Origin of the sequence: Lentzea sp. NPDC059081 (assembly GCF_042738015.1) — a bacterium.
GTDB lineage: Bacteria > Actinomycetota > Actinomycetes > Mycobacteriales > Pseudonocardiaceae > Lentzea.
In genome coordinates this window covers 1-23,426 of sequence record NZ_JBHYGW010000008.1, presented here as the reverse complement: position 1 = coordinate 23,426, position 23,426 = coordinate 1, and the positions used below count along the sequence as shown (strand labels likewise).

At 69.4% G+C, this 23,426-nt stretch carries 24 protein-coding genes, 1 tRNA gene and 1 pseudogene; 13 read left to right on the top strand and 13 right to left on the bottom strand.

Annotation, left to right across the window (positions count from 1 at the left end; translation table 11 throughout):
* The first annotated feature begins 147 nt into the window (after positions 1-147).
* A complete protein-coding gene (locus tag ACFWV3_RS19920) occupies positions 148-1,407 on the top strand; it encodes a helix-turn-helix transcriptional regulator (protein WP_382412868.1) in 1,260 nt (419 codons plus the stop codon).
* 16 nt (positions 1,408-1,423) lie between these two features.
* Here the strand turns inward: ACFWV3_RS19920 and ACFWV3_RS19915 are convergent.
* The 6 genes and pseudogenes from ACFWV3_RS19915 to ACFWV3_RS19890 all read right to left on the bottom strand — a co-directional run.
* A pseudogene (locus ACFWV3_RS19915) lies at positions 1,424-2,839 on the bottom strand (lantibiotic dehydratase family protein); the annotation flags it as partial.
* 89 nt (positions 2,840-2,928) lie between these two features.
* On the bottom strand, positions 2,929-3,123 hold the full coding sequence (locus ACFWV3_RS19910; protein ID WP_382412867.1) for an FxLD family lanthipeptide: 195 nt from the start codon (positions 3,121-3,123) through the stop codon (positions 2,929-2,931).
* Between the two features lie 23 nt (positions 3,124-3,146).
* A complete protein-coding gene (gene fxlM, locus ACFWV3_RS19905; protein ID WP_382412866.1) occupies positions 3,147-4,412 on the bottom strand; it encodes a methyltransferase, FxLD system in 1,266 nt (421 codons plus the stop codon).
* Between the two features lie 98 nt (positions 4,413-4,510).
* The gene (locus ACFWV3_RS19900; protein WP_382412865.1) at positions 4,511-4,849 is read right to left on the bottom strand and encodes a hypothetical protein; all 339 of its coding nucleotides are present in this window, start codon (positions 4,847-4,849) and stop codon (positions 4,511-4,513) included.
* Positions 4,842-5,204: a hypothetical protein gene (locus ACFWV3_RS19895; protein WP_382412864.1), complete on the bottom strand. Its 363-nt coding sequence runs from the start codon at positions 5,202-5,204 to the stop codon at positions 4,842-4,844. The genes ACFWV3_RS19900 and ACFWV3_RS19895 overlap by 8 nt, the downstream gene beginning before the upstream one ends.
* Before the next feature lie 4 nt (positions 5,205-5,208).
* Positions 5,209-5,769, bottom strand: a complete 561-nt coding sequence (locus ACFWV3_RS19890) for a DUF4254 domain-containing protein (protein ID WP_382412863.1) — start codon at positions 5,767-5,769, stop codon at positions 5,209-5,211.
* Between the two features lie 165 nt (positions 5,770-5,934).
* On the opposite strand from ACFWV3_RS19890, the gene ACFWV3_RS19885 reads away from it, so the two are divergent.
* The 3 genes from ACFWV3_RS19885 (at position 5,935) to ACFWV3_RS19875 (ending at position 8,613) form a co-directional block, all read left to right on the top strand.
* A complete protein-coding gene (locus tag ACFWV3_RS19885; RefSeq protein WP_382412862.1) occupies positions 5,935-7,248 on the top strand; it encodes an XRE family transcriptional regulator in 1,314 nt (437 codons plus the stop codon).
* Positions 7,245-8,132 (top strand): phosphotransferase family protein, encoded by an 888-nt coding sequence (locus ACFWV3_RS19880; RefSeq protein ID WP_382412861.1) that lies wholly within the window; start codon positions 7,245-7,247, stop codon positions 8,130-8,132. The genes ACFWV3_RS19885 and ACFWV3_RS19880 overlap by 4 nt, the downstream gene beginning before the upstream one ends.
* Before the next feature lie 124 nt (positions 8,133-8,256).
* Positions 8,257-8,613 (top strand): hypothetical protein, encoded by a 357-nt coding sequence (locus ACFWV3_RS19875; protein WP_382412860.1) that lies wholly within the window; start codon positions 8,257-8,259, stop codon positions 8,611-8,613.
* Positions 8,614-8,616: 3 nt separating this feature from the next.
* Here the strand turns inward: ACFWV3_RS19875 and ACFWV3_RS19870 are convergent, their stop codons facing one another.
* The gene (locus ACFWV3_RS19870; RefSeq protein WP_382412859.1) at positions 8,617-8,973 is read right to left on the bottom strand and encodes a VOC family protein; all 357 of its coding nucleotides are present in this window, start codon (positions 8,971-8,973) and stop codon (positions 8,617-8,619) included.
* Positions 8,974-9,109: 136 nt separating this feature from the next.
* On the opposite strand from ACFWV3_RS19870, the gene ACFWV3_RS19865 reads away from it, so the two are divergent.
* Positions 9,110-9,292: a hypothetical protein gene (locus tag ACFWV3_RS19865; RefSeq protein ID WP_382413102.1), complete on the top strand. Its 183-nt coding sequence runs from the start codon at positions 9,110-9,112 to the stop codon at positions 9,290-9,292.
* Positions 9,293-9,545: 253 nt separating this feature from the next.
* Here the strand turns inward: ACFWV3_RS19865 and ACFWV3_RS19860 are convergent, their stop codons facing one another.
* The 3 genes from ACFWV3_RS19860 to ACFWV3_RS19850 all read right to left on the bottom strand — a co-directional run bounded on the left by ACFWV3_RS19860 (position 9,546) and on the right by ACFWV3_RS19850 (position 13,536).
* A complete protein-coding gene (locus ACFWV3_RS19860; RefSeq protein WP_382412858.1) occupies positions 9,546-10,157 on the bottom strand; it encodes an ester cyclase in 612 nt (203 codons plus the stop codon).
* An 82-nt stretch (positions 10,158-10,239) separates the two neighbouring features.
* A complete protein-coding gene (locus tag ACFWV3_RS19855) occupies positions 10,240-12,312 on the bottom strand; it encodes a tetratricopeptide repeat protein (protein WP_382412857.1) in 2,073 nt (690 codons plus the stop codon).
* Positions 12,313-12,369: 57 nt separating this feature from the next.
* Positions 12,370-13,536 carry a transcriptional regulator gene (locus tag ACFWV3_RS19850; protein WP_382412856.1) on the bottom strand — a complete coding sequence of 389 codons (1,167 nt, stop codon included), beginning with the start codon at positions 13,534-13,536 and terminating at the stop codon, positions 12,370-12,372.
* 115 nt (positions 13,537-13,651) lie between these two features.
* Here ACFWV3_RS19850 and ACFWV3_RS19845 point away from each other — a divergent pair, with 115 nt between their 5' ends.
* Positions 13,652-15,454 carry an NAD(P)-binding domain-containing protein gene (locus tag ACFWV3_RS19845; protein WP_382412855.1) on the top strand — a complete coding sequence of 601 codons (1,803 nt, stop codon included), beginning with the start codon at positions 13,652-13,654 and terminating at the stop codon, positions 15,452-15,454.
* Between the two features lie 107 nt (positions 15,455-15,561).
* Here ACFWV3_RS19845 and ACFWV3_RS19840 read toward each other — a convergent pair whose 3' ends face one another.
* The gene (locus ACFWV3_RS19840) at positions 15,562-15,780 is read right to left on the bottom strand and encodes a DUF397 domain-containing protein (protein ID WP_382412854.1); all 219 of its coding nucleotides are present in this window, start codon (positions 15,778-15,780) and stop codon (positions 15,562-15,564) included.
* A gap of 11 nt (positions 15,781-15,791) precedes the next feature.
* Complete coding sequence (locus ACFWV3_RS19835; RefSeq protein WP_382412853.1) at positions 15,792-16,637, bottom strand: DUF5753 domain-containing protein; 846 nt, start codon at positions 16,635-16,637, stop codon at positions 15,792-15,794.
* A gap of 292 nt (positions 16,638-16,929) precedes the next feature.
* Between ACFWV3_RS19835 and ACFWV3_RS19830 the strand changes: the two genes are divergently transcribed.
* The 4 genes from ACFWV3_RS19830 (at position 16,930) to ACFWV3_RS19815 (ending at position 19,033) form a co-directional block, all read left to right on the top strand.
* Positions 16,930-17,430 carry a hypothetical protein gene (locus ACFWV3_RS19830; RefSeq protein WP_382412852.1) on the top strand — a complete coding sequence of 167 codons (501 nt, stop codon included), beginning with the start codon at positions 16,930-16,932 and terminating at the stop codon, positions 17,428-17,430.
* A 118-nt stretch (positions 17,431-17,548) separates the two neighbouring features.
* A tRNA-OTHER gene (locus tag ACFWV3_RS19825) sits at positions 17,549-17,609 on the top strand.
* Between the two features lie 58 nt (positions 17,610-17,667).
* Positions 17,668-18,141: a glycine-rich domain-containing protein gene (locus tag ACFWV3_RS19820; protein ID WP_382412851.1), complete on the top strand. Its 474-nt coding sequence runs from the start codon at positions 17,668-17,670 to the stop codon at positions 18,139-18,141.
* A 94-nt stretch (positions 18,142-18,235) separates the two neighbouring features.
* A complete protein-coding gene (locus ACFWV3_RS19815) occupies positions 18,236-19,033 on the top strand; it encodes a phosphotransferase (RefSeq protein ID WP_382412850.1) in 798 nt (265 codons plus the stop codon).
* Between the two features lie 179 nt (positions 19,034-19,212).
* On the opposite strand, the gene ACFWV3_RS19810 is transcribed toward ACFWV3_RS19815, so the two are convergent.
* A complete protein-coding gene (locus ACFWV3_RS19810; RefSeq protein ID WP_382413091.1) occupies positions 19,213-21,102 on the bottom strand; it encodes an acyltransferase family protein in 1,890 nt (629 codons plus the stop codon).
* 169 nt (positions 21,103-21,271) lie between these two features.
* On the opposite strand from ACFWV3_RS19810, the gene ACFWV3_RS19805 reads away from it, so the two are divergent.
* From ACFWV3_RS19805 to ACFWV3_RS19795, 3 genes are all read left to right on the top strand, one after another.
* On the top strand, positions 21,272-21,436 hold the full coding sequence (locus ACFWV3_RS19805; RefSeq protein ID WP_382412849.1) for a hypothetical protein: 165 nt from the start codon (positions 21,272-21,274) through the stop codon (positions 21,434-21,436).
* A 25-nt stretch (positions 21,437-21,461) separates the two neighbouring features.
* Complete coding sequence (locus tag ACFWV3_RS19800; protein WP_382412848.1) at positions 21,462-21,959, top strand: CBS domain-containing protein; 498 nt, start codon at positions 21,462-21,464, stop codon at positions 21,957-21,959.
* Positions 21,960-22,036: 77 nt separating this feature from the next.
* Positions 22,037-23,320 carry an SLC13 family permease gene (locus ACFWV3_RS19795; RefSeq protein ID WP_382412847.1) on the top strand — a complete coding sequence of 428 codons (1,284 nt, stop codon included), beginning with the start codon at positions 22,037-22,039 and terminating at the stop codon, positions 23,318-23,320.
* Positions 23,321-23,426 lie beyond the last annotated feature (106 nt).

Here is a 23,426-nt window from a genome sequence, read left to right as displayed (position 1 = left end):
CTGATCCCAACCCGTGTTCACCCCACAACGGCGAGCACAGAACACGATCGAGTGATCACCGAAGCTCCGGAAGCCCCGGCGTGGCCTGTCGCCGGTCGGTGACGCCGTACGGCACACTCCCCTCCGTCACTGAGGGAGGCAGCGCAGTTGTCCTCGTCCGAGAACTGGAACCCGTGGCGAAATGCCCTGGTGTTGTTCGGCCGCACGCTGCGGACGCTGCGGGAAGACGCCGGTCTGACGCAGCAGGCGCTCGGCGAGCGGATCCACGCGAGCAACCGGACGCTGTCTGATCTGGAGCTGGGCAAGGGAGAACGGGTGCCGGCCGAGGCGCTGGTCGTCGCCTACGTCGACCGCTGCATCGCGAGCTGGCAGGCCGCCGAGGTCAAGCGGGACGAGCGCCGTGCCGACCTGCTGCGGTCGTACCGGCTGCTGCACGACTTGCGCGAACAGCTTCGAAGCAGCGAGAAGAACGACCCAGCGCCAAACAGCGCGCCGAAGCACGAAGGGGCTGCGGACGACTTCGACGGACTGTTCCTACGCCTGGCCGTCCTCCCGGACGACGCGCTCCCCAGCATGCTGCTGCGGCCGGAGTACGGCGTGGTCCCGTTCTCCGGTCGCCAAGCCGAGGTCGCCGACCTGCCGGGCTGGACATCCGGCGCCGGAGTGGCCGCCCGGCTGGTCACCGGACCGGCTGGGCAGGGCAAGACGCGGCTGGGGTTGCGCCTGTGCGAACTCGTGCAGGCCGAGGGCTGGGTCGCCGGAATCGTCTCGGAGGACGGCGACCCGGCACTGATCGAGTCGCTCGCCCCGTCGAGCAGACCGTTGCTGCTGGTCGTCGACTACGCGGAGGCACGGGTGCCCGCGTTGCTGAGTCTGGCTCGCACCCTCCTCGCACGCCCCGCCGGGTCACCGGCGCGGTTGCTCCTGCTCGCCCGCTCCGCCGGCGGTTGGCTCGGCGAACTGCACCGCGATGACGACGCGGTAGCCGGTCTCTTCCTCCGGACGGTGGAGCAACGTCTCACCCCGCTCGCCCGCAGCGTCGCCGACCGGCACGCCGAATTCGCGCGGGCGTTGGGCGCCATCGCGTTCCAGCTGAGGCGTGGCACAGAAGACGTCGATCCGCCGCCGGGCATCGACACGGTCCGCTACGAGCGGGCGCTGGACATCCACGCCGCCGCTCTCGCCGCTCTGCTCGACCTCGAGATTCCGGAAGACCGCTCGGACCCGCAACGAGATCCGGTCCTGCGGGTGCTGCACCACGAGCAACGCTACTGGCGCCGCACAGCGGACAGCGCCGGTTTGCCCGATCGGGATCAGCGTCGAGTGCGCTGCGTCGTCGCCCTGGCGACGTTGTTCGGCGCGGGCTCCGTCCGGCCATGCTGGTGCAGGGCCGTGGCGAGGCGGTGACCCGCAACCTGAACTCGCCGCGGTCGATCGCCGCGGTCGACGCGGCGTACACCTCGACGCCCAGCTCGACCCGTTGGGGTGCAACGACGTCGGCGTGCTCCCCCACCGTCAGCGCCTCGACGTCGGCGTCGGTCAGCTCAATCTCCGGCGCCCCGGTCATCGTGGCGTGCTGGATCAACGCCAGCAGCGCGGCGTCACGGTAGGTAAGCACCCGCCACGCGGGCCGGGCGCTGGGCGCGCCGAGGAAGCCGGTGGGATAGCCGAGACCGGAGTCGGCGACCAGGTCACGCACCGGCACCAGCGCTCCGGGACCGTAGCGGGCGCGGAACCGGGCGTGATAGTCCAGCCAGGCGGCCGTTCCGAAGGGTTGCGTGCCGGTCTGAAGCAGCACGGAGGCGGCGCGGGCTGCCTCGTCGAGCACCAGTTCGGGAACAGTGATCGCCGCGTCGATGCGCACGTCGGTGGCCAGCGCGTGACCGGCGGTGGGGACAAGAGCCCGCATCCGGGTGGCGAGTGCCGCCCGGATCTCCCTGGCCTGGCCGGGGTCGGCGATGTCGTTGTGCCGGGCGAGGTCGGTGGCGATCTCGTCGAGCTCGCGCAGGTGGTCCGCGACCTCGTCCAGGGTGTCCGCTCCGGCCGCGCGCAGGACGCCGACCACGTGGGCCAGGCCGTCGCCGCTGGTCATCGATGGCCGTAGGCTGGTGATCAGCACACCGGCGTCGATCAGGCCGTGCAGCATCGCCTCGATCCTGGCTGCGGGCGCGGACGGAAACGTCGTGGTCAGCTGGCTGGCCAGCGTGTCGAAGCGGATCGGTGAGCTGGCCGTGTCCAGAACGAACCGCACAGGGCGGGTGAGCCGCGCTGAGGACTCCCGTAGCGGTCCGGGAGTGGCGGCACCGGCCTCGGCCCGCCGATGGACGATCACGCGCCCGTCGCGCAGAAACCTCGCGTCGTCGACCACCACTGTCAGCCGCGAGCGCAGTCCAGGATGCCGTTCGAGACGGTCGATCACCGTTGCGAGCCACTCGCCGTCCGCGCGCGTCACGGCTCGGTGCCGGGTGCCCACCTCGGCCAGCGCGGGGCCGGCGACCCCGACTCCGGCGAAGTCGCCGAACGGCGTGGCTCGCCGCTGCCAGCGCAGCACGTACGAGGCCACGGACAGCACGGCGCGGCGAAGTTCCTTGGCGGTGTGGCTGGTGGAGCCGTCGCCCAGGATCTGGTCGAGACGAGCGCCGAGTGCCGGGCTGGCCAGGGTCAGGGCGCCACGCACCTCCGGGCGGGCCCACACTTTCGCCAGCCACGCACGGCCTTCCTGCTCGACCGCGGCGGGGTCGTCGAGGCGCAGATGCGCCGGCGGGTCGAGATCACCGGGATCGGTGGTCAGGCGGGCTAGGACGAGACCTGTGTGCTGGTAGCGGGTGGACACGGTCATGGCGTTCGGCTCTCCTCACCCGGTGGCCAGGGCAGCGTCTGCCGCCGGTGCGTGCAGGCGAGCTGGGTACCGGCGGCAGTCGGGGTGGATCAGAACGGGTCGTTGGAGCCCGAGGCGCACGCGCTGGTGTTGCAGGTGTGGCCGCATCCGTCGCTCGTGTCGCAGGACATGATCACGAGCCGCGTGGTGGACTCGACCACGCGCATGTCCAGTTCGAACTCCCCGTCATCAACGAATTCCACGCTTTCCACGGCCTCCGCGACCGGGGCCAGTGCTGCCGACATTCGTGTTCACTCCTCGTTTCCGGTTACTGCGGGGCACCCTGGTCGCCGGCGTTGTTCGCCGAGGACGGCCAGGAGATCGTGGCGATGCCGTGCGTCTTGGGCAGCACGGCCGTGTTGTCGCCGAACTCGGGAAGCTGGGAGCCGGTCGGCCAGTAGGCGAACGTGGGCTCGCTGTCGCGGCCGTGGCGGTCCCAGGCCCGGATCTGCTCGACCATCGCGGTCGCGGCGTCCTCGCCGTGCTCTCCGTGGGCACGGGCGCCGAACTCGACCGCACCGCCTTCGGGGACGTGGCGGACAGCCAGGTAGGAGAACGAGTCACCGTGCACGGCGGCGAAGGGGAACCAGTCCTTGCGTTCGGCGGCCATGTCGGTGCCCTCGTCCGCAGCCACCTTGCAGAAACCGGGCAGGAACGCGGCGAACCACAGGTGCAGGTCGGCGAAGGACACGCCGAGGTTGATCGTGACGCCGGACCACACCTCGGCGCGCTCGGTCGCCAGCGCACCGTCCAGCAGACTCATGTCCTGCGGCACGTCCCCGTCGAAGCGCAGCTTGACCTCGTGACCGTTGCGGTCGGGCAGCAGGAACAGCCGCTCGTCGCGGGCGCCCTCGCCCTGCATCGGGACGAACCCGGCCACCTCGGCCGAGGTGCTCACCAGGTGGTCGCCCTCGCGGCGCAACGCGATGACGCGGGTGATTCCGTTCATCCGCAAAGGGACGACGATCCTGCCGCCCTCGGCCAGGTGCGCAAGCCATGCCGGTGCGAGGTCCCAGGCCCCGACCGTCACCAGGATCGCGTCGAACGGCTCATGCACCCCCGGCAACGGGTTCTCGGCGTCGGCCTGCACCACGGTGACCCGACTGCCGTAGCCGGTCGCGTCCAGCAGTTCGCGGGCGCGGTCGGTCACCTCCGGGTCGATGTCCACACTGACCACCCGGCCGTCCGGGCCGACGACCTCGGCCAGCAGGGCCGCGTTGAAACCGCCGGACCCGATCTCCCACACGCTCATGCCCTCGCCGATCTCGGCCTGTTCGATCATCCGGGCCTGGATGTAGGCCGCGCTGGTGGAGGAGATGATCACGCCGTCCGGGACGTGCTTGATCGCGACCGAGTTGTCGACGCTGTAGGTGACGTCCAGCGGTGTGCCCTCAGCGACGAACAGGTGCCGGGGCACCGTGCGGAAGGCCCGCTCCATCACCGGCGAGGTGATCTTTTTCTTGGTGATGAGCGTGTCCGCCAGGGCGTTGCGGAACTCTGCGGCGATGGCGTCGTTGTGCCGGAGTGTGTTCACCTGATTACTCTTTCAGAGGGTGGTTCTCGATTTGCGGGCCTGTTGACGGCGAAGTGGACCAGGGGCGCGCCGCGGTCGGGGCCACGTCGCGCCCCTGGTCAGGAAGCCCCCAGCACGGCGACGGTCGACCGGCCGGCGGCGGAGGCGTGCCTGCCGGCGCGGTGTGCGGGAGAACCGTCAGCACAGTTCAGGTGCTGGTGGGCGGTGGTCCAGACGGTGCAGGGGCGGCGGGGCCGGCGCCACGTGGAGCAGTGTGGGCAGCGGCCATGCCCGTCGGGTGCGTGCAGTTCGAGCAGGACGCGCCACGCGCTGGTCAGCCTGGTGATCTCGGTTTCGGCGAGGGCGGCACGGGACGGTTCGTCGGCGGCGAGGTGGTCGAGGTAGTCCACGCGTTCGTGCACGGCGGTCGTCAGTGTTGCGGCCAGGTGCTCATCCATGACGGGACTCCTCGTCGAACCAGGTAACGGGTGGCAGGGCGGTCTGCGGTGGCGGAGGCAGTGGGGATGGCGGCGGGGATTCAGGTGCGGCCTGGGGCTTTTTGGGCGGTGGCCACAGCCGGGGGTGCAGGTCTGTCGGCACGAACTCGGCCAGCCGCAGCCGCGCGTCGATGACCTTGTGCGCGGCGACGTCGAACCCGGCGCAGGGCCAGCACTCGGTGCGGCACAACGGACATGCCCACTGCTGGTCTGGGGGCGGGAGGTGCGCGGCCAAGTCGTCGAGCAGACCAGCGACTTGGCCGGCCGGGCTGTCGGCCGAGAGGACGACGGCGACGATCTCGCGTATCCCGCCCATCGGGTCACGCCACCGCGTCCGGAGTGGTGATCGCCTGGTAGACGGGCAGGTGGCGCCGCCCGCTCTGCAGGTCGGTGATCAGGTCGTCGTAGGCGTGGCACAGCTCGGTGAGCTGGTGCAGCGCCAGGGCGATGCCCGGATCGGCTGCCTCGGCGTCGTCGGCGAGCAGCCGCCAGCGCGTCCACACACCGCAGAGCCGGTTGATCAGCCGCCCGAGGGTTTCGGTGTGCAGCATCGCGTTCCGCGGCTCGGCGAGCACCGTGGCCGCCCAGATGTCGATGTGTTCGGCGAGCACAGCGCAGCCGGTGTCCCGCGCCGCGATGGTGCGGGTGGCGCTGGCAAGCACGTGGTCGTCGGCGTGCGGGTCGCGCACGAGCCGGTGGGCCTCGGCGCGCATCCAGTGTTCGCCCGCGAGCTTCGCCGCGGCGACGAGCACCGGGTGCACGGCGGTGACCTCAGCGGGGTGGCTGAAGGCCCGCACCACCGTCGAGGACCGCGGCAGGGCGGCGGGGGTGTCCGGAAGCGCCGTGTCGTGTCCCGGCGCGGCGAGAGCGAAGTGGGTCATGCCTTCGACCGTCGCCTGGAATCGGCCCACGCGGATCGCCAGGAAGCGGGGATGTCAAGGGGATGCTTCGGGGATGGTTGGAACCATCCCCACCAGCGGCCGGTACTGGTCTGGTCACGTTTCGTGTAACGATGACGCTGGCCACAAACGGGAAAGGCCAGGACTGTGCCGACGGCGAATGATCAACTGCGCAGCGCGCGGGAACGCACTGAGTCCCCGTCGCATCCCGGTGAGTGCCTGTCCCGCCAGGAGCTCGCTGAGCTGGTCAACGCCCACATCTGGCAGCAGCACCGCAAGACGGTTGAGATCGACGCCAACTACATCGGCAAACTCGAACGAGGCGTCATCCGCTGGCCCGATCCGCTGTATCGGGAGGCGCTGCGCGCGATCCTCGGGGCGTCCACCGACGCGGCGCTGGGGTTGAGCAACCGGCGCCGCGCGGTGGTAAAGCTGGCAGACGTGGACCGCAAGCAGTTTCTGCGCACCGCCGCCCTGGGCGTCAGCTCTCTCGCGCTGGCCCCCGTCGCCGCCCTGCTGAAGGGCGCCGAGCCCACCCCTGTCCCCGCCCGCATCGGGCATACCGAGATCGAGCAGATCCACACCGCCGCGAGAGTCTTCGCCGGGTGGGACCATACCTATGGCGGCGGGCTGGCCCGTGAGGCCGTCCTCGCCCAGCTCCGGTTCTCCGCAGGGCTGCTGGAGGCCGACTGTCCGGCACGGCTGCGCGGCGCGCTGCACAGCGCGGTCGGCTATCTCGGCCACACGTGCGCGTTCATGGCCTTCGACGCCTATGCCCACGACGACGCCCGCCGTGCGTTCCGCTTCGCGCTCGCCTGCGCGGAGGAAGCGCAGGACTGGCATCTGCGGGCTAAGATCCTTTCCTCGATGGCACGACAGGCCATCTGGGTGGGCCAGCCCGACGAAGGGCTGACGCTGACCGAGCACGCCCTGGTCCGGGCCGACCGGCTGACCGCGACCGAACGGGCGATGCTGCACACCGCCCACGCCCGCGCCCTGGCCAAGATGGGCCGGGTGCGGGAGACGCTGATCGCGGTCGGCACCGCCGACGACCAGTTCGCGCACAGCACGCCCGCCAACGACCCGTCCTGGATGGCGTACTACGACGCCGCGCAGCACGCCGGGGACACTGGGCACGCTCTGTTCGACCTCGCGGTGCACGACCGCTCCCCGGCCGAGGCCACCGCGCGGTTGTCGGCTGCGGTCGCCGGGCACACCGCGGCGTTCGCCCGCTCCCGTGCGATCTCGCAGATCAAGCTCTCCTCGCTGACGATGGCCACCGGTGACCCGCGCGAGGCCGTCGCGATCGGCACGGCGGCCTTGGACTCCGTCGGCACCATCCGTTCCCGCCGGGCCGCCGACGACCTGTGCGAACTCGCCCGCATCGGCACACGGCACCAGACGGTGCACGAGGTCGGCGTGCTGCGGCACCGCATCACCACCCTCGTGCTGGCCTCATGAGCATCGGCGTCGACCAGCAGCACCGTGTCCTGGCCGACGCCTGCGCAGTGGCCGGACTCGACCCTCGCGGAGCCGAGCCCATCAGGCTGGGCGAGAACGCAATTTTCCGGCTTCCGGGCGGAGTGGTCGCCCGCATCTCCCGTCCCGGCCAGCTCGCCGCGGCTCGCAAAGAGGTCCACGTCGCCCGCTGGCTGGCCGGACAACACGTGCCCGCCGTCCGCGCCCTCGACCTTCCCCACCAGCCTGTGCTGGTCGGGGAACGGGCCGTAACGTTCTGGGAGGAGCTTCCCGCCCACCGTCACGGCACCCCGGCTGAGGTCGCCCAGGCGATCCGCCGCTTGCACGGTCTCCCGATCCCTGACGGCGTGCCGCTCGGCAAGCTCGATCCGTTCGTCCGGCTCGCGGAGCGGATCGACACGGCCACCACCCTGACCGCAGACGATCGGATGTGGCTGCGCGGCCACCTCGAGGACCTGCGCTCCAGACACGCCGAACTGCCGCAAGGGTTGCCGTCTTGCGTCGTGCACGGCGACGCGTGGGTCGGCAACGTCGTCGCCACAGAGCACGAGACCGTACTGCTCGACCTGGAACGGTGCGCGATCGGCCCACCGGAGTGGGACTTGGTCAGTACCACCATCAAGCACACCAGCTTCGGCTGGATCACCAGCAGCGACTACCAGGACTTCTGCCGCCGCTACGGCCATGACGTCACCACCTGGCCCGGCTTCCCGCTACTGCGTGACATCCGTGAGCTCCGCATGACCTGCTACGTCGCCCAACGCGCCGCCCAACACCCCGAGGCACGGGGCGAAGCCCAGGTGCGGGTGGACTGCCTGCGAGGCAGGGCGGGTTCCCGTCCGTGGGCCTGGACACCAGCGTTGTAACCGCCTTCCCCTGCACCCCAGCACTTCCTGCCGGCTCGGTGAGGAATACGAGACGACGTCCGGATCTACAGCCTGGCTCTCCGGTCGGATGATCGGGTCGTGGCGCCGTGTGGTGTAGCGCTCGGTGCGGTCGCCGGACCGTGACTTGCGCTGGAGCCGGAGCGTCGACCCCGACACTTTGAGCTGGGAGCAGTTTTTTCGCGCCACCGACTGGCGTGGTGATCAGATCTCATTCGGCAGCCAGGTGTGCTGCTCGGTCAACGAATGGATCTCCGGGTTGACTGAACAGCCGGTGACCGTATTCACCGGCTGTTCAGCCTTCCCCAAGGAGCTGCAGCGCCCATCTCGGCGGGGGGCGGAGCGCCGGTTCCCGAACATCCGACACCGGAACGAGCCTTGCAAGGGCGGCCACTTCGCGGCGTTCGAGCAGCCGGCGTTGTTCGTCGACGAGGTCTGGTCATTCTTCCGGCTGGTCCGCTGATGGTCACCCGGACTCGGTAAGCGGCTGGCTAAAGATCAACAAGTGCCCATCGGGTGTCCGCACGTTGAAGTCGCGCATCCCGTAGGGCCGGTCAGCCAGTGGCTCGACGATGTTGGCGCCGCGGGCGCGCAGCTCGTCGTGGCAGGAATCGACGTCGTCGACGACAACCGTCACTCTGGCCGGGCTGACGCTGCTTTCGGCGTACAGGTGGAACTCGGCGGTGTCGCGGATCACGGCCGCGTAGCTAGGTGGGGTCTCCCAGGTGAATATGGTGTCGAATCCGAGCGTGTCCGTGAAGTACGACCGCGCTGCCTGCACATCTCGGCACGGCAGCACGGGAATCGCCACCCGCATGACCATTCCGGCACCTTACCCGCCTTTGGCTCAAGATCGCTGATCTTGGGTAGGGTGCTGGCTGTTGAGCTGCGGTTTCGTCGTGTGAACGGCAAAATTTGCGCACTGAGCGGCCGGTTCCAGGCTGTCTCTCGTGGCGTGTGTGCGCACGGTCAAGACGGCGTCGGAGGCCAGGGCGGTGCAGATCGTGCACTCCTCGCGTCGCGGGTCGCGGGACATCGAGCACGTCGGCTCGACGCATGACGATGCGGCGTTGGAGGCGCTCAAGGCGGTGGCGAGGCAGCGTCTCGCTGTGGGGCAGCCCGAGCTCGACTTCGGCCCGTAGGAGAGAACTACCGCTTCGGCCACCAGCGTCAGCCGCCGATCGAATATCCAGTACACAGACGCCACCACCGCACCGCCTTGCGACATCCGCCTCGGTGTGACAGGGAAGGTCGGAGCTACGGAATGCTCAGTTCACGGTGTATTGGCCGGACACGGGGGTTGGTGCGGCGCCCCCGAGATGGGCACCGCATCGGTTCATTCACGGGCGGATGACCGCAAACCACGCGTCCCGCGCTCACCAGGACCTGGATTGCTCAGGCCAGGCCGATCTGCTGGTAGAAGGTCTGGTTGTCCCAGAACAGGAACTCCTCGTCCATCGACCCGCGCCGGTTCCACACCCCGATCGTCGCCATGTTGATCGAGTACCGGCGCCCGGTCGGCGGGATGACACCGCCCTTGCCGTCGGCCATGGGCTTGGTGAAGGTGCCCTTCATGACGCCGGCGACGGCGGTGAGGCCGCCGTTCGCGACGCGCAGGTAGTGCGACTCGATGCGGGTGTCGGGTGCCCAGGAGAACAGTGCCTGGAGGTCCTCGATGTGCTTGTCGATGCCGTCGGTGTAGTGGCCGTCCGGCCAGTGCACGCGGATGGTGCGGGCGTGGCTCTCCCCCAGCCGCGTCCACTTCTGGTGGGTGAAGACGTCGAAGTCGAGCTCGTCGAACCCCTCCAGGTTGCGCCGCTCCTGCGTGGTGAGGTCCTTGCTCAGCGGCGGGTTCGGCACCGGCGTCGTGGCGGGGTCGGGCAGCGGTGTCCACGGCGAGTAGCCGGCGGGAGAGGCCTGGGCGGTGCCGCCGGTGACCGCGGCCAGGGCCAGGGCGCCGAACGCGGCGGTGCCGCTGTGGGTGAGGAGCGAGCGACGGTTGAGCATCTCGTGCACCTTTCGGCTTGGGTGTGCACGAGAGCTTTGCACTAACTTTTCCGCAGCGCTATCCCTTGGTTTGCGCTGTGATCTAGATCGCGGTCAGCTTCGCTCGCACCGTGTCGGCTTCCGGGTGGTCGAGCTGGACGAAGATCTCCAGGGCGCGTTGCCACGTTGCCAGTGCCGCGGGTCGGTCTCCCCCGTCTTCGTGCGCTTCGCCGACGCGTACGAGGGTGACGGCCTCGTCGTAGGCGGCGCCGAGTTCTTGCCACAGCGCAATGGCTTTGTCGTACTCGGCGAACGAACGCTCGGTGTCGCCGAGGTGGTGGTGGATGTAGCCGAGGCTGTCGTAGTCGTCCGCCATGCCGCTCGCGTCGCCTAGCTCGGTGTGCATCTCCAGCGCTCGCGTGCAGTAGTCGAGAGCCTTCTCGAACTCGCGGAGCTGGGCGTGGAACCATCCTGCGGCGTCCAGGGCGTGGGCTTCCCCTGAGCTGTTGCCGTAGCCGCGGTACAGGCGCAGGGCTTCCTCGGCGTGCGCGATGGCTTCGCGGTTCTCGCCGAACCGGCCGTGGGCCCAGGCTCGCGCGTGGTGCGTTCTGGCGAGTCCGTGGGCGTCGTCCAGGGACTCGAACAGGGCCTGTGCCCGTTCGTGCTGGGCTCGGCCCTCGTCGCGGCGGTCCAGCAACGTGTAGGCGTTGCCGAGCAGGCGAAGGGTGCGGGCTCTCGCGTGGTCGTCGTCCGCTCGGTCCAGTGCGGCTTCGTGCAGCTCCGCCCACTCGGTCCAGCGGCCCTGCCGGTACAGGAAGCTGGTCATGGCCCACGGGATCTGCCACGCGTACGAGGTCGTCGACTGCCTGGCCGCGGCGCTCAGCGTGGCCAGTTCGGCGTGGTACCAGCGGAAGGCCTCGTCGGTGTTCGTGATCGGTACGTAGGCGGTGCCGTCCGCGATCACGCCGAGGTGCTGGCGGTCGCGGTTGCGGTTGAGCGCGATGGCGGCCGACTCGGTGGTGTGCAACAGGAAGTCGAGCATTCGACGGGACGCGGGTGCGGTTTCCGGCTCCTGCACGAGCTCGGCGGCGCAGGCCCGCACCAGGTCGTGCATGCGGAACCGGCCGGGGACGTACTGCTCGACGAGGTTGGCCGCCGTCAGGCCGGCGAGCAGGTGACGGGTGCGCGCCGGCGGCTCGGCGGCGAGGCTCGCCGCCGTGCCCAGCCCGAAGTCCGGGCCGACGTGCAGTCCCAGCAACCGGAACAGGCGGGTGGCGTCGTCGTCCAGTGCCCTGACCGACCACGAGAACACGGTGCGGACGCTGCCGGACGCGTCGCCCAGGTCGAGTGCGTCGAGGGTGTGCGGCTCGGCTCGCAGCCCCTCCAGCACCTGGGCGAGCGAGAACCCGGGGTGGACGGCTGCCTGCGCCGCGACGATCGACAGGGCCAGCGGCAGCCCGGCGCAGAAGTCGGCGAGTGCCGCGGTCGCCTCGGGTTCCGCCTCCGCCCTGGCCTCGCCGAGGTGGGTGGCCAGCAGTTCGGCCGCCTCCTGGCCGGTGAACGCCTCGAGCGCCACCGGTCGCGCGCCCTCCTGCGCCACCAGGCTCGCCAGCCGGTTGCGGCTGGTGACCAGCACCAGGCAGCCGGCGGCTCCCGGCAGCAGCGGGCGCACCTGGTCGGCGTCCCGCGCATTGTCGAGCACGATCAGCATGCGCCGGTGCGCCACCAGGCTCCGGTACAGCGCCTGCATCCCGGCCGGGTCGTCCGGGATGCGCGCCGGGCCGACTCCCAGCGCGTCGAGGAAGCCGTGCAGCACGGTGCCGGGTTCCACGGGGTCGTCGGCCGGGTCGAAGCCGCGCAGGTTCACGTACAGCTCGCCGTCGGGGTACTCGTCCGCGACCGAGTGCGCCCACCGCACCGCCAGGGTGGTCTTGCCGATCCCGCCCGTGCCGGTGATGACGGCGACCGCGGTGCCCGCCGCCTGGTCGCGCAGGCTCGTCAGCTGGTCCAGCTCCTGCTGCCGCCCGGCGAAGTGCCGGATCTCCAGCGGCAGCTGGTGCGGCGGGGTGACCGGGCGTTCGGCGTGGACGTGGAAACCGCCGCTGATCACACCGGCCTGCACGACGACGCCGGAGACGTCGCCCTCCACCTCGTTGTGCACGTCCTCCGCGCCCATGCGCATCCTCTCGGCCGACCACGTGTCACGCCGACTATCGTTTGGTGCCGCAGGGCATTACCGGAGGATGTTCATCCGCACGTCGGAGGACAACCGGTACGGACGGGTCTCGACCAACGCACCCAGCAGCCGCCGCAACCGCGACACCTCCGCCCGCACCGTCACGACGTGCTCGGCGTCGCCGTACAGGGCCGCGCTCAACGCCTCGGCCGACAGCCCGTCGCGGCCGGCGCGGTGCAGCAGCACGAGGATCTCGGCGTGCCGGCGGGTGATGGTGCGCCGCCAGTCCGCGTCGCCGCCGGCGAGCCGGACCTGGGGTGTACCGGTCAGGTCGAGCTCCAGCGTCACGGTGCGATCCACAGAGGACGGTCGGACCAGCCAGCCCTCGCCGAGCCGCTCCGGCAGGCACGCGCCGAGGCCCGGTACGGCGATGGGTTGTCCCGCAACGGGGACGGCGATCCGGGAGCCGACGGCCACGCCGTGCGACGCGGCCACCCAGCCGTGGTCGTCGACGACGAGTGCGGGGCCGGAGGTGAGTGCGCCGCGCAGGCGTTCGAGGCGTTCCTGGTGGTAGCGCCACAGCCGTGACTCGGCCAGCAGGCGGCCGGTCTCGACCAGTGCGCCGATGGCCGGGTGCAGGGTCAGGGCGGGGCCGCTGACGTCGATCACGCCGAGCAGCGCGCCGGTGCGCGGGTCGTGGACCGGGGTCGCCGTGCAGTACCAGGGGTGCTGGCCCTGCTCGAAGTGCTCGCCCGCGAGGAGCTCGACGGGTGCGGCCTCGGCCAGGGCGGTGCCGATGGCGTTGGTGCCGACCTGGCGTTCGGTCCAGTCGGCGCCCTCGAAGAAGCCGAGCCGGTCGGCGCGGCAGCGGACGGCGGGTGTGCCGGAACGCCAGAGGATCACGCCGTCGGCGTCGGTGACGACGAGCAGCAGCTGGGAGGCGTCGGCGAGGGAGCCGACGATGTCGCGCAGGTCCGGGACGACCTCGCGCAGCCCTGACGACGACCGGCGGCGGTCGATCTCGGCTTCGGACAGCCAGTTGCGGGTGTTGACGCCGTCGGGCTTGAGGCCGAGGCCGAGCACGCGGCTCCACGAGCGGGACACCACTGCGCGCGGGCGCAGGGCGGAGCTGCTGCCCGCGATGACCGCGTCGTGCATGCGCACGAGCTCGCGGGCATACGTGGGCAGGTGCTGACCGGGCGGCACTGCCCTGGGCACGCTCACCGTTCGAGCATAAGTGCCGTTCAGGGGTGCGCCTAGACGTGCAATCCGGTGCAACGGTTGTCGCACGCACCACTGCGCGCTGTGATCGGGGTCACCCCAGCGACGAGGAGTGGCGATGACACAGACGATCGATCGTGCGGCGCCCGCGCAGGCCCGCGTCGACGACTGGCTCGGCCGGTTCCAGGCCGCGCTCAAGGCACGCGACGTCGACTCCGCGGCCGGGTTGTTCGCCGTCGACAGCTATTGGCGCGACCTCGTCGCGTTCACCTGGAACATCAAGACCGTCGAGGGCAGGAACGGTGTCGCGGATCTGCTCAGCGCCTGTCTCGACGGCACGGATCCGGTGGGGTTCCGCACGACGGAGGAGCCGGTCGAGGCCGACGGCGTCGTCGAGGCGTGGATCGAGTTCGAGACGGCGGCCGGCCGGTGCCGCGGACACCTGCGCCTCAACGACGAGGGCGCGTGGACGCTGCTCACGTCGCTGCACGAGCTCAAGGGCTTCGAGGAGCACAAGGGCACGGCGAGGCCGAAGGGTGTGCGGCACGGCGCGGTCGAGGACCGGAAGTCGTGGGCCGAGGAACGCGAACGCGAGCAGGCCGAGCTGGGTTACGGCACGCAGCCGTACGTGGTGGTCATCGGCGGCGGGCAGGGCGGCATCGCGCTGGGGGCGAGGCTGCGGCAGCTCGGCGTGCCCGCGCTCGTGCTGGAGCGCGACGACCGGCCCGGCGACTCGTGGCGCAAGCGGTACAAGAGCCTCTGCCTGCACGACCCGGTCTGGTACGACCACCTGCCCTACCTGCCGTTCCCGGAGAACTGGCCGGTGTTCGCGCCCAAGGACAAGATCGCGGACTGGCTGGAGATGTACACGCGGGTGATGGAGGTGCCGTACTGGACGCGGGCCAAGGTCGAGTCCGCGACCTACGACGGTGCACAGTGGACGGTCGTCGTCGACCGCGACGGGGAAACCGTGACCCTGCAACCGAAGCAGCTCGTGTTCGCGACGGGCATGTCGGGCAAGGCGAACGTGCCCCGGTTCCCCGGCGCCGAGCTGTTCGAGGGCGACCAGCACCACTCGTCGAAGCACCCCGGCCCGGAGGCCTACGCGGGACGCAAGGCCGTCGTGATCGGCTCGAACAACTCGGCCCACGACATCTGCGCGGCGCTGTGGGAGCACGGCGCCGACGTGACGATGGTGCAGCGGTCGTCGACGCACATCGTGCGCTCCGACTCGTTGATGGACATCGCTCTCGGCGACCTCTACTCGGAACGCGCCGTCGCCGCCGGGGTCACCACCGACAAGGCCGACACGATCTTCGCCTCGCTCCCCTACCGGATCCTGCCGCAGTTCCAGATCCCGGTGTACCAGCGGATCAGGGAACGCGACGCGGACTTCTACGCCCGGCTGGAGAAGGCGGGCTTCGACCTCGACTGGGGCGACGACGACTCCGGCCTGTTCCTCAAGTACCTGCGCCGCGGCTCCGGCTACTACATCGACGTGGGCGCATCGGAGCTGGTGGCGGACGGCGAGATCAAGCTCGTCCGCGGCCAGGTGGACCGGCTCACGAAGAACGCCGTGGTGCTCGCCGACGGCACCGAGCTGGAGGCCGACCTCGTCGTCTACGCCACCGGCTACGGCTCGATGAACGGCTGGGTCGCCGACCTCGCCGGGCAGGAGATGGCCGACCGGGTCGGCAAGTGCTGGGGCCTCGGTTCCGGCACGACCAAGGACCCCGGGCCGTGGGAGGGCGAGCAGCGCAACATGTGGAAGCCGACCCGGCAGCCCGGGCTGTGGTTCCACGGCGGCAACCTGCACCAGTCTCGCTACTACTCGCTCTTCCTGGCGCTGCAGCTGAAGGCGCGCTTCGAGGGCGTTCCGACGCCGGTCTACGGGTTGCAGGAGGTGCACCACCTCAGCTGACCGACAGGCAGCAGCAACGTCTGTTCATTTCAGGCCGAGAATGCATCTCCGCTGCTCAGCGAGGCGGGGCACCACGATCCTTCCGGGTGCCCCGCCTCGTCTTCGCGTCAGGATTCGATGCCGTCCCCGCGCTTGACGTCCTCGATCAGCGCCCGGAAGGCAGACTCGGAGAATCCGAGAGCCGGCCCGCTCGGGTTCAGGCTGTGTCGAACGGCCCACACGGCCCCAACAGGTGCCACCTCGACGCATTGAGGGTCGGCCCCGCCGTTGGTAAAGCTGCTGGTGCGCCACCGGACGCCGGTCAGGTCGGTGGCCTTACTCCACATGTCTGACACTCCTAGCTGTCGATGAGATCAGTGATCCGTGCTTCAAGTATCGCCTTCGAGTCGCGATCGGAGCTCGCGAGTTCCCATGCCTGCTCGAACGCAGCCACATACGGAGCTGTCGCCTTGATGTAGTCGGGGCGCGACAACGTCGCGACCATCGCGAGCGTCTTGTCTCCGTCGACGTGCAACAGTGTGAACGGACAACTCAACGCGGGGACGATGCCGGCGGAGCGCAGCAGGATGCGGAGCTTCACATTTGGCATCGCCGCGATGTCACGAATGTGCTCCAGCGCTCGCCGGAGAACGGCTGGACTGCCTGACCATCGGTAGAGCGCGTCTTCGCCGAGCACAAGCCACACAGACGCTCCGTCCGGCCGGATGATCGTCCGTCCGCGCTCGGCTCGTTCGGCAGCCATGCCGGCAACGGCGGACGCCGCGACCACGGGCGAGACCGACAACGCTTGCAGCGCGAACTCTTCCGGCTGGCACAGTCCAGGAATCTCGTTGTAGACCATGCGGATCTCGCGGGCTCGTCGCTCAAGCGACACGTACTGCTGCGCAGCCTTGCCGGTCCGCACCGGCTTTGCCCGCCGGCGGGCCAACTCGGCGAGGCGCAGCAGCTCATCCGCGTCGGAAGGCTTCGGGCGGTAGCGCTTGACCAGCCACTCGACATCGGCCGGTCCGGGCGCGATGGTGCCTGCCTCGATCTTGTTGAGCTTCGTCGCGTAGTACTTGGGGACCTCCGCGAGCATCTCCTTCTCGATCTTGCCCTGGTCGAGCTTGCCGCGAAGCGTCTGCAACAGCTCTCCGCACTGAAGCCGCGCGATCACCGGATCGAACACGTCGTCTTCGGTCATGGCGCGAAGTGTGCCCTACCCCCGTGTCTGACCTGCGCCACCCGTTCGGGCGCACTAACATTGCAATGCAACGTTTCGCCCGTTTGGGTGCAGCGAAGATTGCATTGCTGCCTTTACAGTCAGATGCGCGGGGCTGGTGGTCAGTGATCCGAGCTACGGCCGGCCCCAGAGCCAACGGGACGGCTGTCGACCGACGCGACACGGTGAGGCTTCAAGCTCCCGCCGTTGCGGGCTGACTCTCCCCAGCCGTCTCGTTGGTCCCAATGTCGCTCGGGGAGGTCATGAAACGTGGGTGGCTGTCGAGGTGACCGCGATGGTTGAGACTTTCGTGGAGGTCGATCCCGATCTCGAAGCGCATCTTTCTGAACTCGTCTACCGGAAGTGGATGATCTACTACTTCCCCGACCGGTGGCGACCGAACGTGCTCGCGGCAGTTCGTTGGTACGCCTCGTGCGTCGACGTCATCCAGATTTTCGGTCCCGAGACAGCAGTCGCCTACCGAGCCCCGCGCGTGGCTGACCGGGACTGCTTCCGTCCTTCGCAGACACTGTGGTCGTTCGGAGGCAGGGCTTTGTGGGTGATCCGCGCTGCGTTGATCCTTCGACACCCGGACCATCCCCGGGCACCGAACCTGCTCGTGCCTCCGCCGTCCATCTTGGGAGCACTGCCCATGCTGTTGGGGCGTCAGCCTGGCTATGCGCTTCGAATGCCTTCACTGCCCAACGGGAACGGTGGAGCATCTCCCGAGAACGCGGCCAAGACGTACGTGTGCGGACCGGAGCCGCACAGGTGAGTTCGGTGGGGCCTTCGGGGAGCTTCTCACTCGGACGCGGTACACGATCATCGCTGGGTTCACCGCAGCCGCACCCGTTCAGCTCATGGGTTGGTCTTCAACGCGACGCGCCCCAGTCAGCCCAGTTGGTAGAGGCAGACCCCTCAAAGGGTGTGGTGGCGGTTCGACTCCGCTCCTGGGCATTTGCGGTGTGCACGAAAGCACGCCGTATGAGAGGAACCAACGAGAGGACAGCTGATGACGGCAACGATCGAGCCTGCGGCAAAGGTCGCTCAGGCGCACATCCCGACCGAGTTCCGCATGAAGTGGCGCAGCCAGATCATGCGTGAGCACGACGTGGCGTTCGTGGAAGCCGATTGGATCATCTCCGACACGCTGAGCTTCCTGACCGTCGGCATCGCCAACCCGAGCACCTCCTTCCGGCCGAGTCAGAAAGTCGACATCGGCTGGCACCAGTTCATCCTGAACACCCGTGAGTACGCCGAGTTCTGCGATCGGGAGGCGGGCTACTTCATCCACCACGTCCCGGACGAGTTCACCGCGCCGCGCCGCAAGGAGACCGACGTCCCAGGGGTGCTGGCGCCTACGGTGGAGGCGATCACCAACGCCGGGCTGCCGTTGCACCCGGAGCTGTGGCTGTCGGGCGGCGAGAGGTGCTCCCAGTGTCACAGCGGGTGCACCAGCTGCGGACAGGGTGACGACCCCCACTAGCAGCCTGAGACAGAGGAGCCTGACGATCAACCGCCTCAACTGGAGCGACCTGCCCGCAGACGTGGCCGCTGCTGTCGGCGAGCACACAGGACACGTGAGCGAAGTGGAGGAGGCCACAGCCGGTCGCAACTCCGCAGTCGCCGCGTCGCTCAAGACGGAAGACGGCTGGATTTTCTGCAAGGGCATCAAGGCGGACGATCGCCAGGCTTTCATGCACCGCAACGAAGCGGCCGTGAACCCGTTCCTGCCCAAGGACGTGGCTCCGCGACTGCTGTGGCAGGTCGACACCGGTGGTTGGCTGCTGCTCGGGTTCGAGCACGTCCCCGGGCAGCACGCCGACTTCTCGCCGGGCTCATCCGACCTGCCGTCGGTGGCGGACGCTGTTCGGACGATCACCACCACCGATGCGCCCTCTGCTCTCTCAGTGAAGCGGGAGATGGGGAAGCAGTGGGCGGCGGCGCTGGACGGTGAACTGAACCTGGACCTGCCTGACGACGCACACGCGTGGTCGAAGGAAAACGCGGCCACGGTCGCGGAGTGGGCGCGACGGGCACCGGCGTACATGAGTGGATCGACTCTGATCCACTCGGACCTGAACCCGTTCAACTTCCTCGTCGCGGACAGGGCTCGCGTCGTGGATTGGGCGTGGTGGAGGACCGGCGCTCCCTGGGTCGACGTCGCCCAGGTGGCGGTTCGGCTGATCGCCGCGGGACACCACCCCTCTGACGCGGAGGCCTGGGCCGAACAGCTCGATGCATTCCGCACAGCTGCCCCGGACGGGATCACGGCGTACAGCGCATCTCTGGTGCGGATGTGGGAGCGGAAGTTCGCCGGGACGGATGCCACAGAGGGAGCGCGTCGCTGGTTTGAGTACAGGCTCGGCAACTGCTGAGGTTGAAGTTCACGAAGCCCTCGCCGGAAGCCAGGCGAGGGCTCTTTGCGCGAGCAGCGAATCGGACCTGTGCTCACACCAGGCAGGACCGCGCTCGCCCCTTGGCCGTGTTCCACCTTGTCCGCGGCGCTACGAGGGCATTCCCACGCCCGTCTACGGGTTGCAGGAGGTGCACCACCTCAGCTGATCGGTGTCAGAACGGCGTCCAGCGCCTGCTCGACCGCGGGCGACAACGCGCGCATGTAGCTGGCACTCACGTGGTTGTCGTCGAAGTTGACCTGGACGTCGCCGATGACGGGCGGGCAGTAGTCGTCGGGGCAGAGCCGGTCGCTGAAGTCGAGGAACGACACGTTCTCAGGGATGTCGAGCCCCGCGTAGGGCGGCACCGGAGCGAGCAGCTCCGCGCGGGGCGCGCCACATCGCGGCGCGTCCTGGCCGTGCACGCGGACGCAGTCGGCCACCGAGAAGCCGTAGCGGGGGCTGTCGCGCACGGCGACCACCGGGATGCCCGCGGCGTCGAGCTGGCGCCACCGGTCGACGAACCCCGGTGGCGTCTCCTCGGTCAGTCCTACTTGGACGTTGCGGGTCGCGAGCGTGAAGACGAAGTCGGGACGTAGGGCGACGATCTCGGTCGCGGCCTCCTCGGTGAACTGCAGGCATCCCTGGTGACCGGGGATGCGCTCCGACCGCGTGGAGAACGGGCAGCCGCCCTTGAGCATCGCGATCAGCTGCCAGTTGCGGCTCTGCGCGATCGGTGTGAGGGCGGCGAGGTACTGCTGGATGTGGGAGTCGCCGACGAGCACGACGCGTTTGGCCGGCGTGCCCGTGACGGGACCGAAGCACACCACGAGCTCCTTGTGCGGCGGCGTCTGCGCGCACACCTCGCCGTCCAGGGCGGCGAAGTCGGTGGCCGGGGCGCGTGCCTCGACCTCGCGGACGCCGGTGAGCTGCCAGGTGGCGACGGCGGCGAGCACCGGCACGAGCAGCAGGGCGGTGAGCTTGCGCGCGCTCCAGCCGGACCGGCGCACGCGTTCCTCGACGAGCAGGTGGGTGGCGGCGGCGAGCACGAGCGACGCGGAGATGACGGCGACTCCGCCGAGCAGCCCGGCCTCGGTCTGGCCGCGCACGACCAGGTAGCAGATCAGCACGGGCCAGTGCCACAGGTAGAGGGCGTAGCTCAGGTCGCCGAGGTAGCGCATCCGCTCACCGGACAGCCACCGGTCCACGCCGAAGCGGCTGCCCGTCGCGCCGGCGACGATCACGGCGGCCGCGCACGTCGTCGGCCACAGCGCGAGGTAGCCGGGAAACTCCGATCCCACCTGCAGCACCAGCCCGCACAGCAGCAACCCGAGCAGTCCCAACCATCCCAGGATGATCCTCAGTGGACGGACGAGCGCGAACGACGACAGGGCCAGCAGACCGCCGAACGCGAACTCCCAGATCCGCGTCGCCGTGTGGAAGTACGCCAGCGGCTGGTCGGTCGCGGTGAGCCACACCGAGTAGGCGAACGAGGCCGCGAACACCAGCAGCAACACGCGCAGCAACGACCGGCGCAGCAGCACGACCGCTCCGACCAGCAACGGCCACAGCAGGTAGAACTGGCCCTGGATCGACAACGACCAGAAGTGCTGCACGACGCTCGCCTGGTCGTTCTGGGCGTAGTAGTCGGTGGAGTCGGCCGCCAGCTGCCAGTTCTCGACGAACAGCGCCGCCGCGGCCACCTCGCGGATCGTCTGCGACCACCGGTCCGCGGGCAGCAGGAGCACCCCGGCCACGACGGTCGCGGCGAGCACCACGAACGCGGCGGGCAGCAGCCGCTTGGCCATCCTGCTCCACAACGCCCGCAGGTCGAGCCGCCCGCGCGCGGTGGCGCGCACGAGCTGTCCCGTGACGAGGAAGCCCGAGATCAGGAAGAAGACGTCGACGCCGCCGGACACCCTGCCGAGCCACACGTGGTAGACGACGACCAGTCCCGCGGCCACGGCACGCAGGCCCTGCAGTTCCGGGCGGTAGGTCCGGGGCGGGTCCGCTGAGGACGTCCGCGTTGCCCGGACCTGATCACGTGCCACCACCACGCCAGCGAGGGTGGTCGTTCACCCCCGGCACCGTCCATCCGTGGCAACACCCATGTTCGCCGTGCGCCACCCCCTCCGGCAGTGGGTAGTTGGGTGCCCGGACGGATCGTTTTCGCACGCCAGAGCGGCAATCGTGGAAGGCGCCCCACCGGAAGGAGGTGCCATGAAGCGCAGCGACCGCCCGACTCGAACACGACGGCCGCTGAACCCCGTGCTGCTCGGGATCGCCCTGGCGTTGCTGATCGCCGGGATCGTCACACCGCACGCCCTGCTCGTCGCCGCCGGCCTGATCCTCGCCGGCTTCATCGGCGTGAGCCACCAGCCCTGACCACGATCGCATCCGGGAGGAAACCGTGTCCGCACCGGGAAAACTGGCCGAACGGGATGATGCCATGCAGGCCCGCGACATCGCGATCAACGTCCCGACCGTGACGGTCGACGACCAGGTCGCCAAGGCGGTGCGGGTGATGGCGGTGAACCGGCTGCCCGGTTTGATCGTCGTGGACGACCGCGCCCGTCCGTGGACGGTGCTGCCGGGAACGCAGGTGCTGCGCCTCGCCGTCCCGTCGTCCTACCAGGAGGACCCGGCGCTCGCCCGCACGATCGACGAGAACGCCGCCGACACGTTCTGGGTGGAGCTCGCCGACCGCACCGTCGGCGACGTCGCACCGCACCACCGAGCCAAACCCGCGACCGTGCGCGATGACGCCACGCTGCTGGAGGTCGCCGCCCTGATGGCGCGCCAGCACAGCCCGCTCGTCGCCGTGGTCGACGCCGCCGGTGCCCTCGTCGGCGCCATCACCCTCGACCGCCTGATCACGAGCCTCGCCGTCTACACCGCCGAGGACTGACCCCAGAACCACTCCCCCCGTCGTCGCCGGTGCGGCTGAACACGCGCCGGCGACGACATTTCCCCGTTGGGAGCTCCGTGAGCGCTGCTCTCGCCCTGGCGATCTTCCTGGTCGCGTTCTTCTTCATCGCCACCGAGAAGGCGAACAAGGTCAAGGTCGTCCTCGTCGCCGCGGGCCTCATGGCCGTGTTCGGGCTCGTCCCCGGTTCCGAGGTGTTCTTCTCCGAGCACGAGGGGATCGACTGGAACGTCATCTTCCTCCTGTTCGGCATGATGATCATCGTCGGCATCGTCAAGCAGACCGGCGTGTTCGACTACCTGGCCATCTGGGCGGCGAAACGCGCCCGCGGCCGCCCGTACCGGTTGATGGTGATGCTGATGATCATCACCGCGATCGCCTCGCCGTTCCTCGACAACGTCACCACGATCATGCTGGTCGCGCCGGTCACCATCGTCGTGTGCAACCGGCTGCGCATCGCCGCCCAGCCCTACCTCATCGCCGAGGTGCTGGCGTCCAACATCGGCGGCGCCGCGACGTTGATCGGTGATCCGCCGAACATCATCATCGGCAGCCGCGCGGGCCTGTCGTTCACCGACTTCCTCGTGCACATGGCACCGATCGTCGTGGTCGTGTTCGTGGTGTTCGTGCTGCTGACGAAGGTGCTGTTCCGCAAGTCGTTCCAGTACAACGCCGAGCACGTCGAGGCGGTGATGTCGCTGCAGGAACGCCGTGCCATCACCGATCCCGCGATGCTGCGCCGATGCCTGGCCGTGTTCGCGTTCGTGGTCCTCGGCTTCGGCCTGCACTCCGTGCTGCACCTGGACCCGGCGATCGTCGCGCTCGTCGGCGCGGGCGTGATGATGCTGGTCACGCGGGCCGACCCCGGCGAGGTGCTGGCGGAGGTCGAGTGGGCGACGCTGACGTTCTTCATGGGCCTGTTCATCATGGTCGCGGGTCTCGTGCACACCGGCGTGATCGAGACCGTCGGCACGTGGGCCGTCTCCGCGTTCGGCAGCGACTACTTCCTGGCCGCGACCGCGCTGCTGTTCGGCTCCAGCGTGCTCGGCGCGTTCTTCGACAACATCCCGTACGTCGCCACGATGACGCCCGTGGTCGAGGGCATGGTGGCGGAGATCCCCGATCCCGGGACCGGGCAGGCGCTGTGGTGGTCGTTCGCGCTGGGCGCGGACTTCGGCGGCAACGGCACGGCGGTGGCGGCGAGCGCCAACGTGGTGGCCCTCGGGATCGCGGCTCGCGCGGGACACCGGATCAGCTTCTGGCAGTTCACGCGCTACGGCATCGTGGTGACGTTGATCAGCACGGCGATGGCGTGGGGTTACGTCTGGCTCAGGTACTTCTAGAACGAGACTGGCGGGGGGGGCGGGGACCACCCCCTTCGGGGGGGGGGACGCCACCAACGTCGCCTCTCCCCAACAGAAGGAGGAGTGTGCGTTTGCCGTAGCTTTC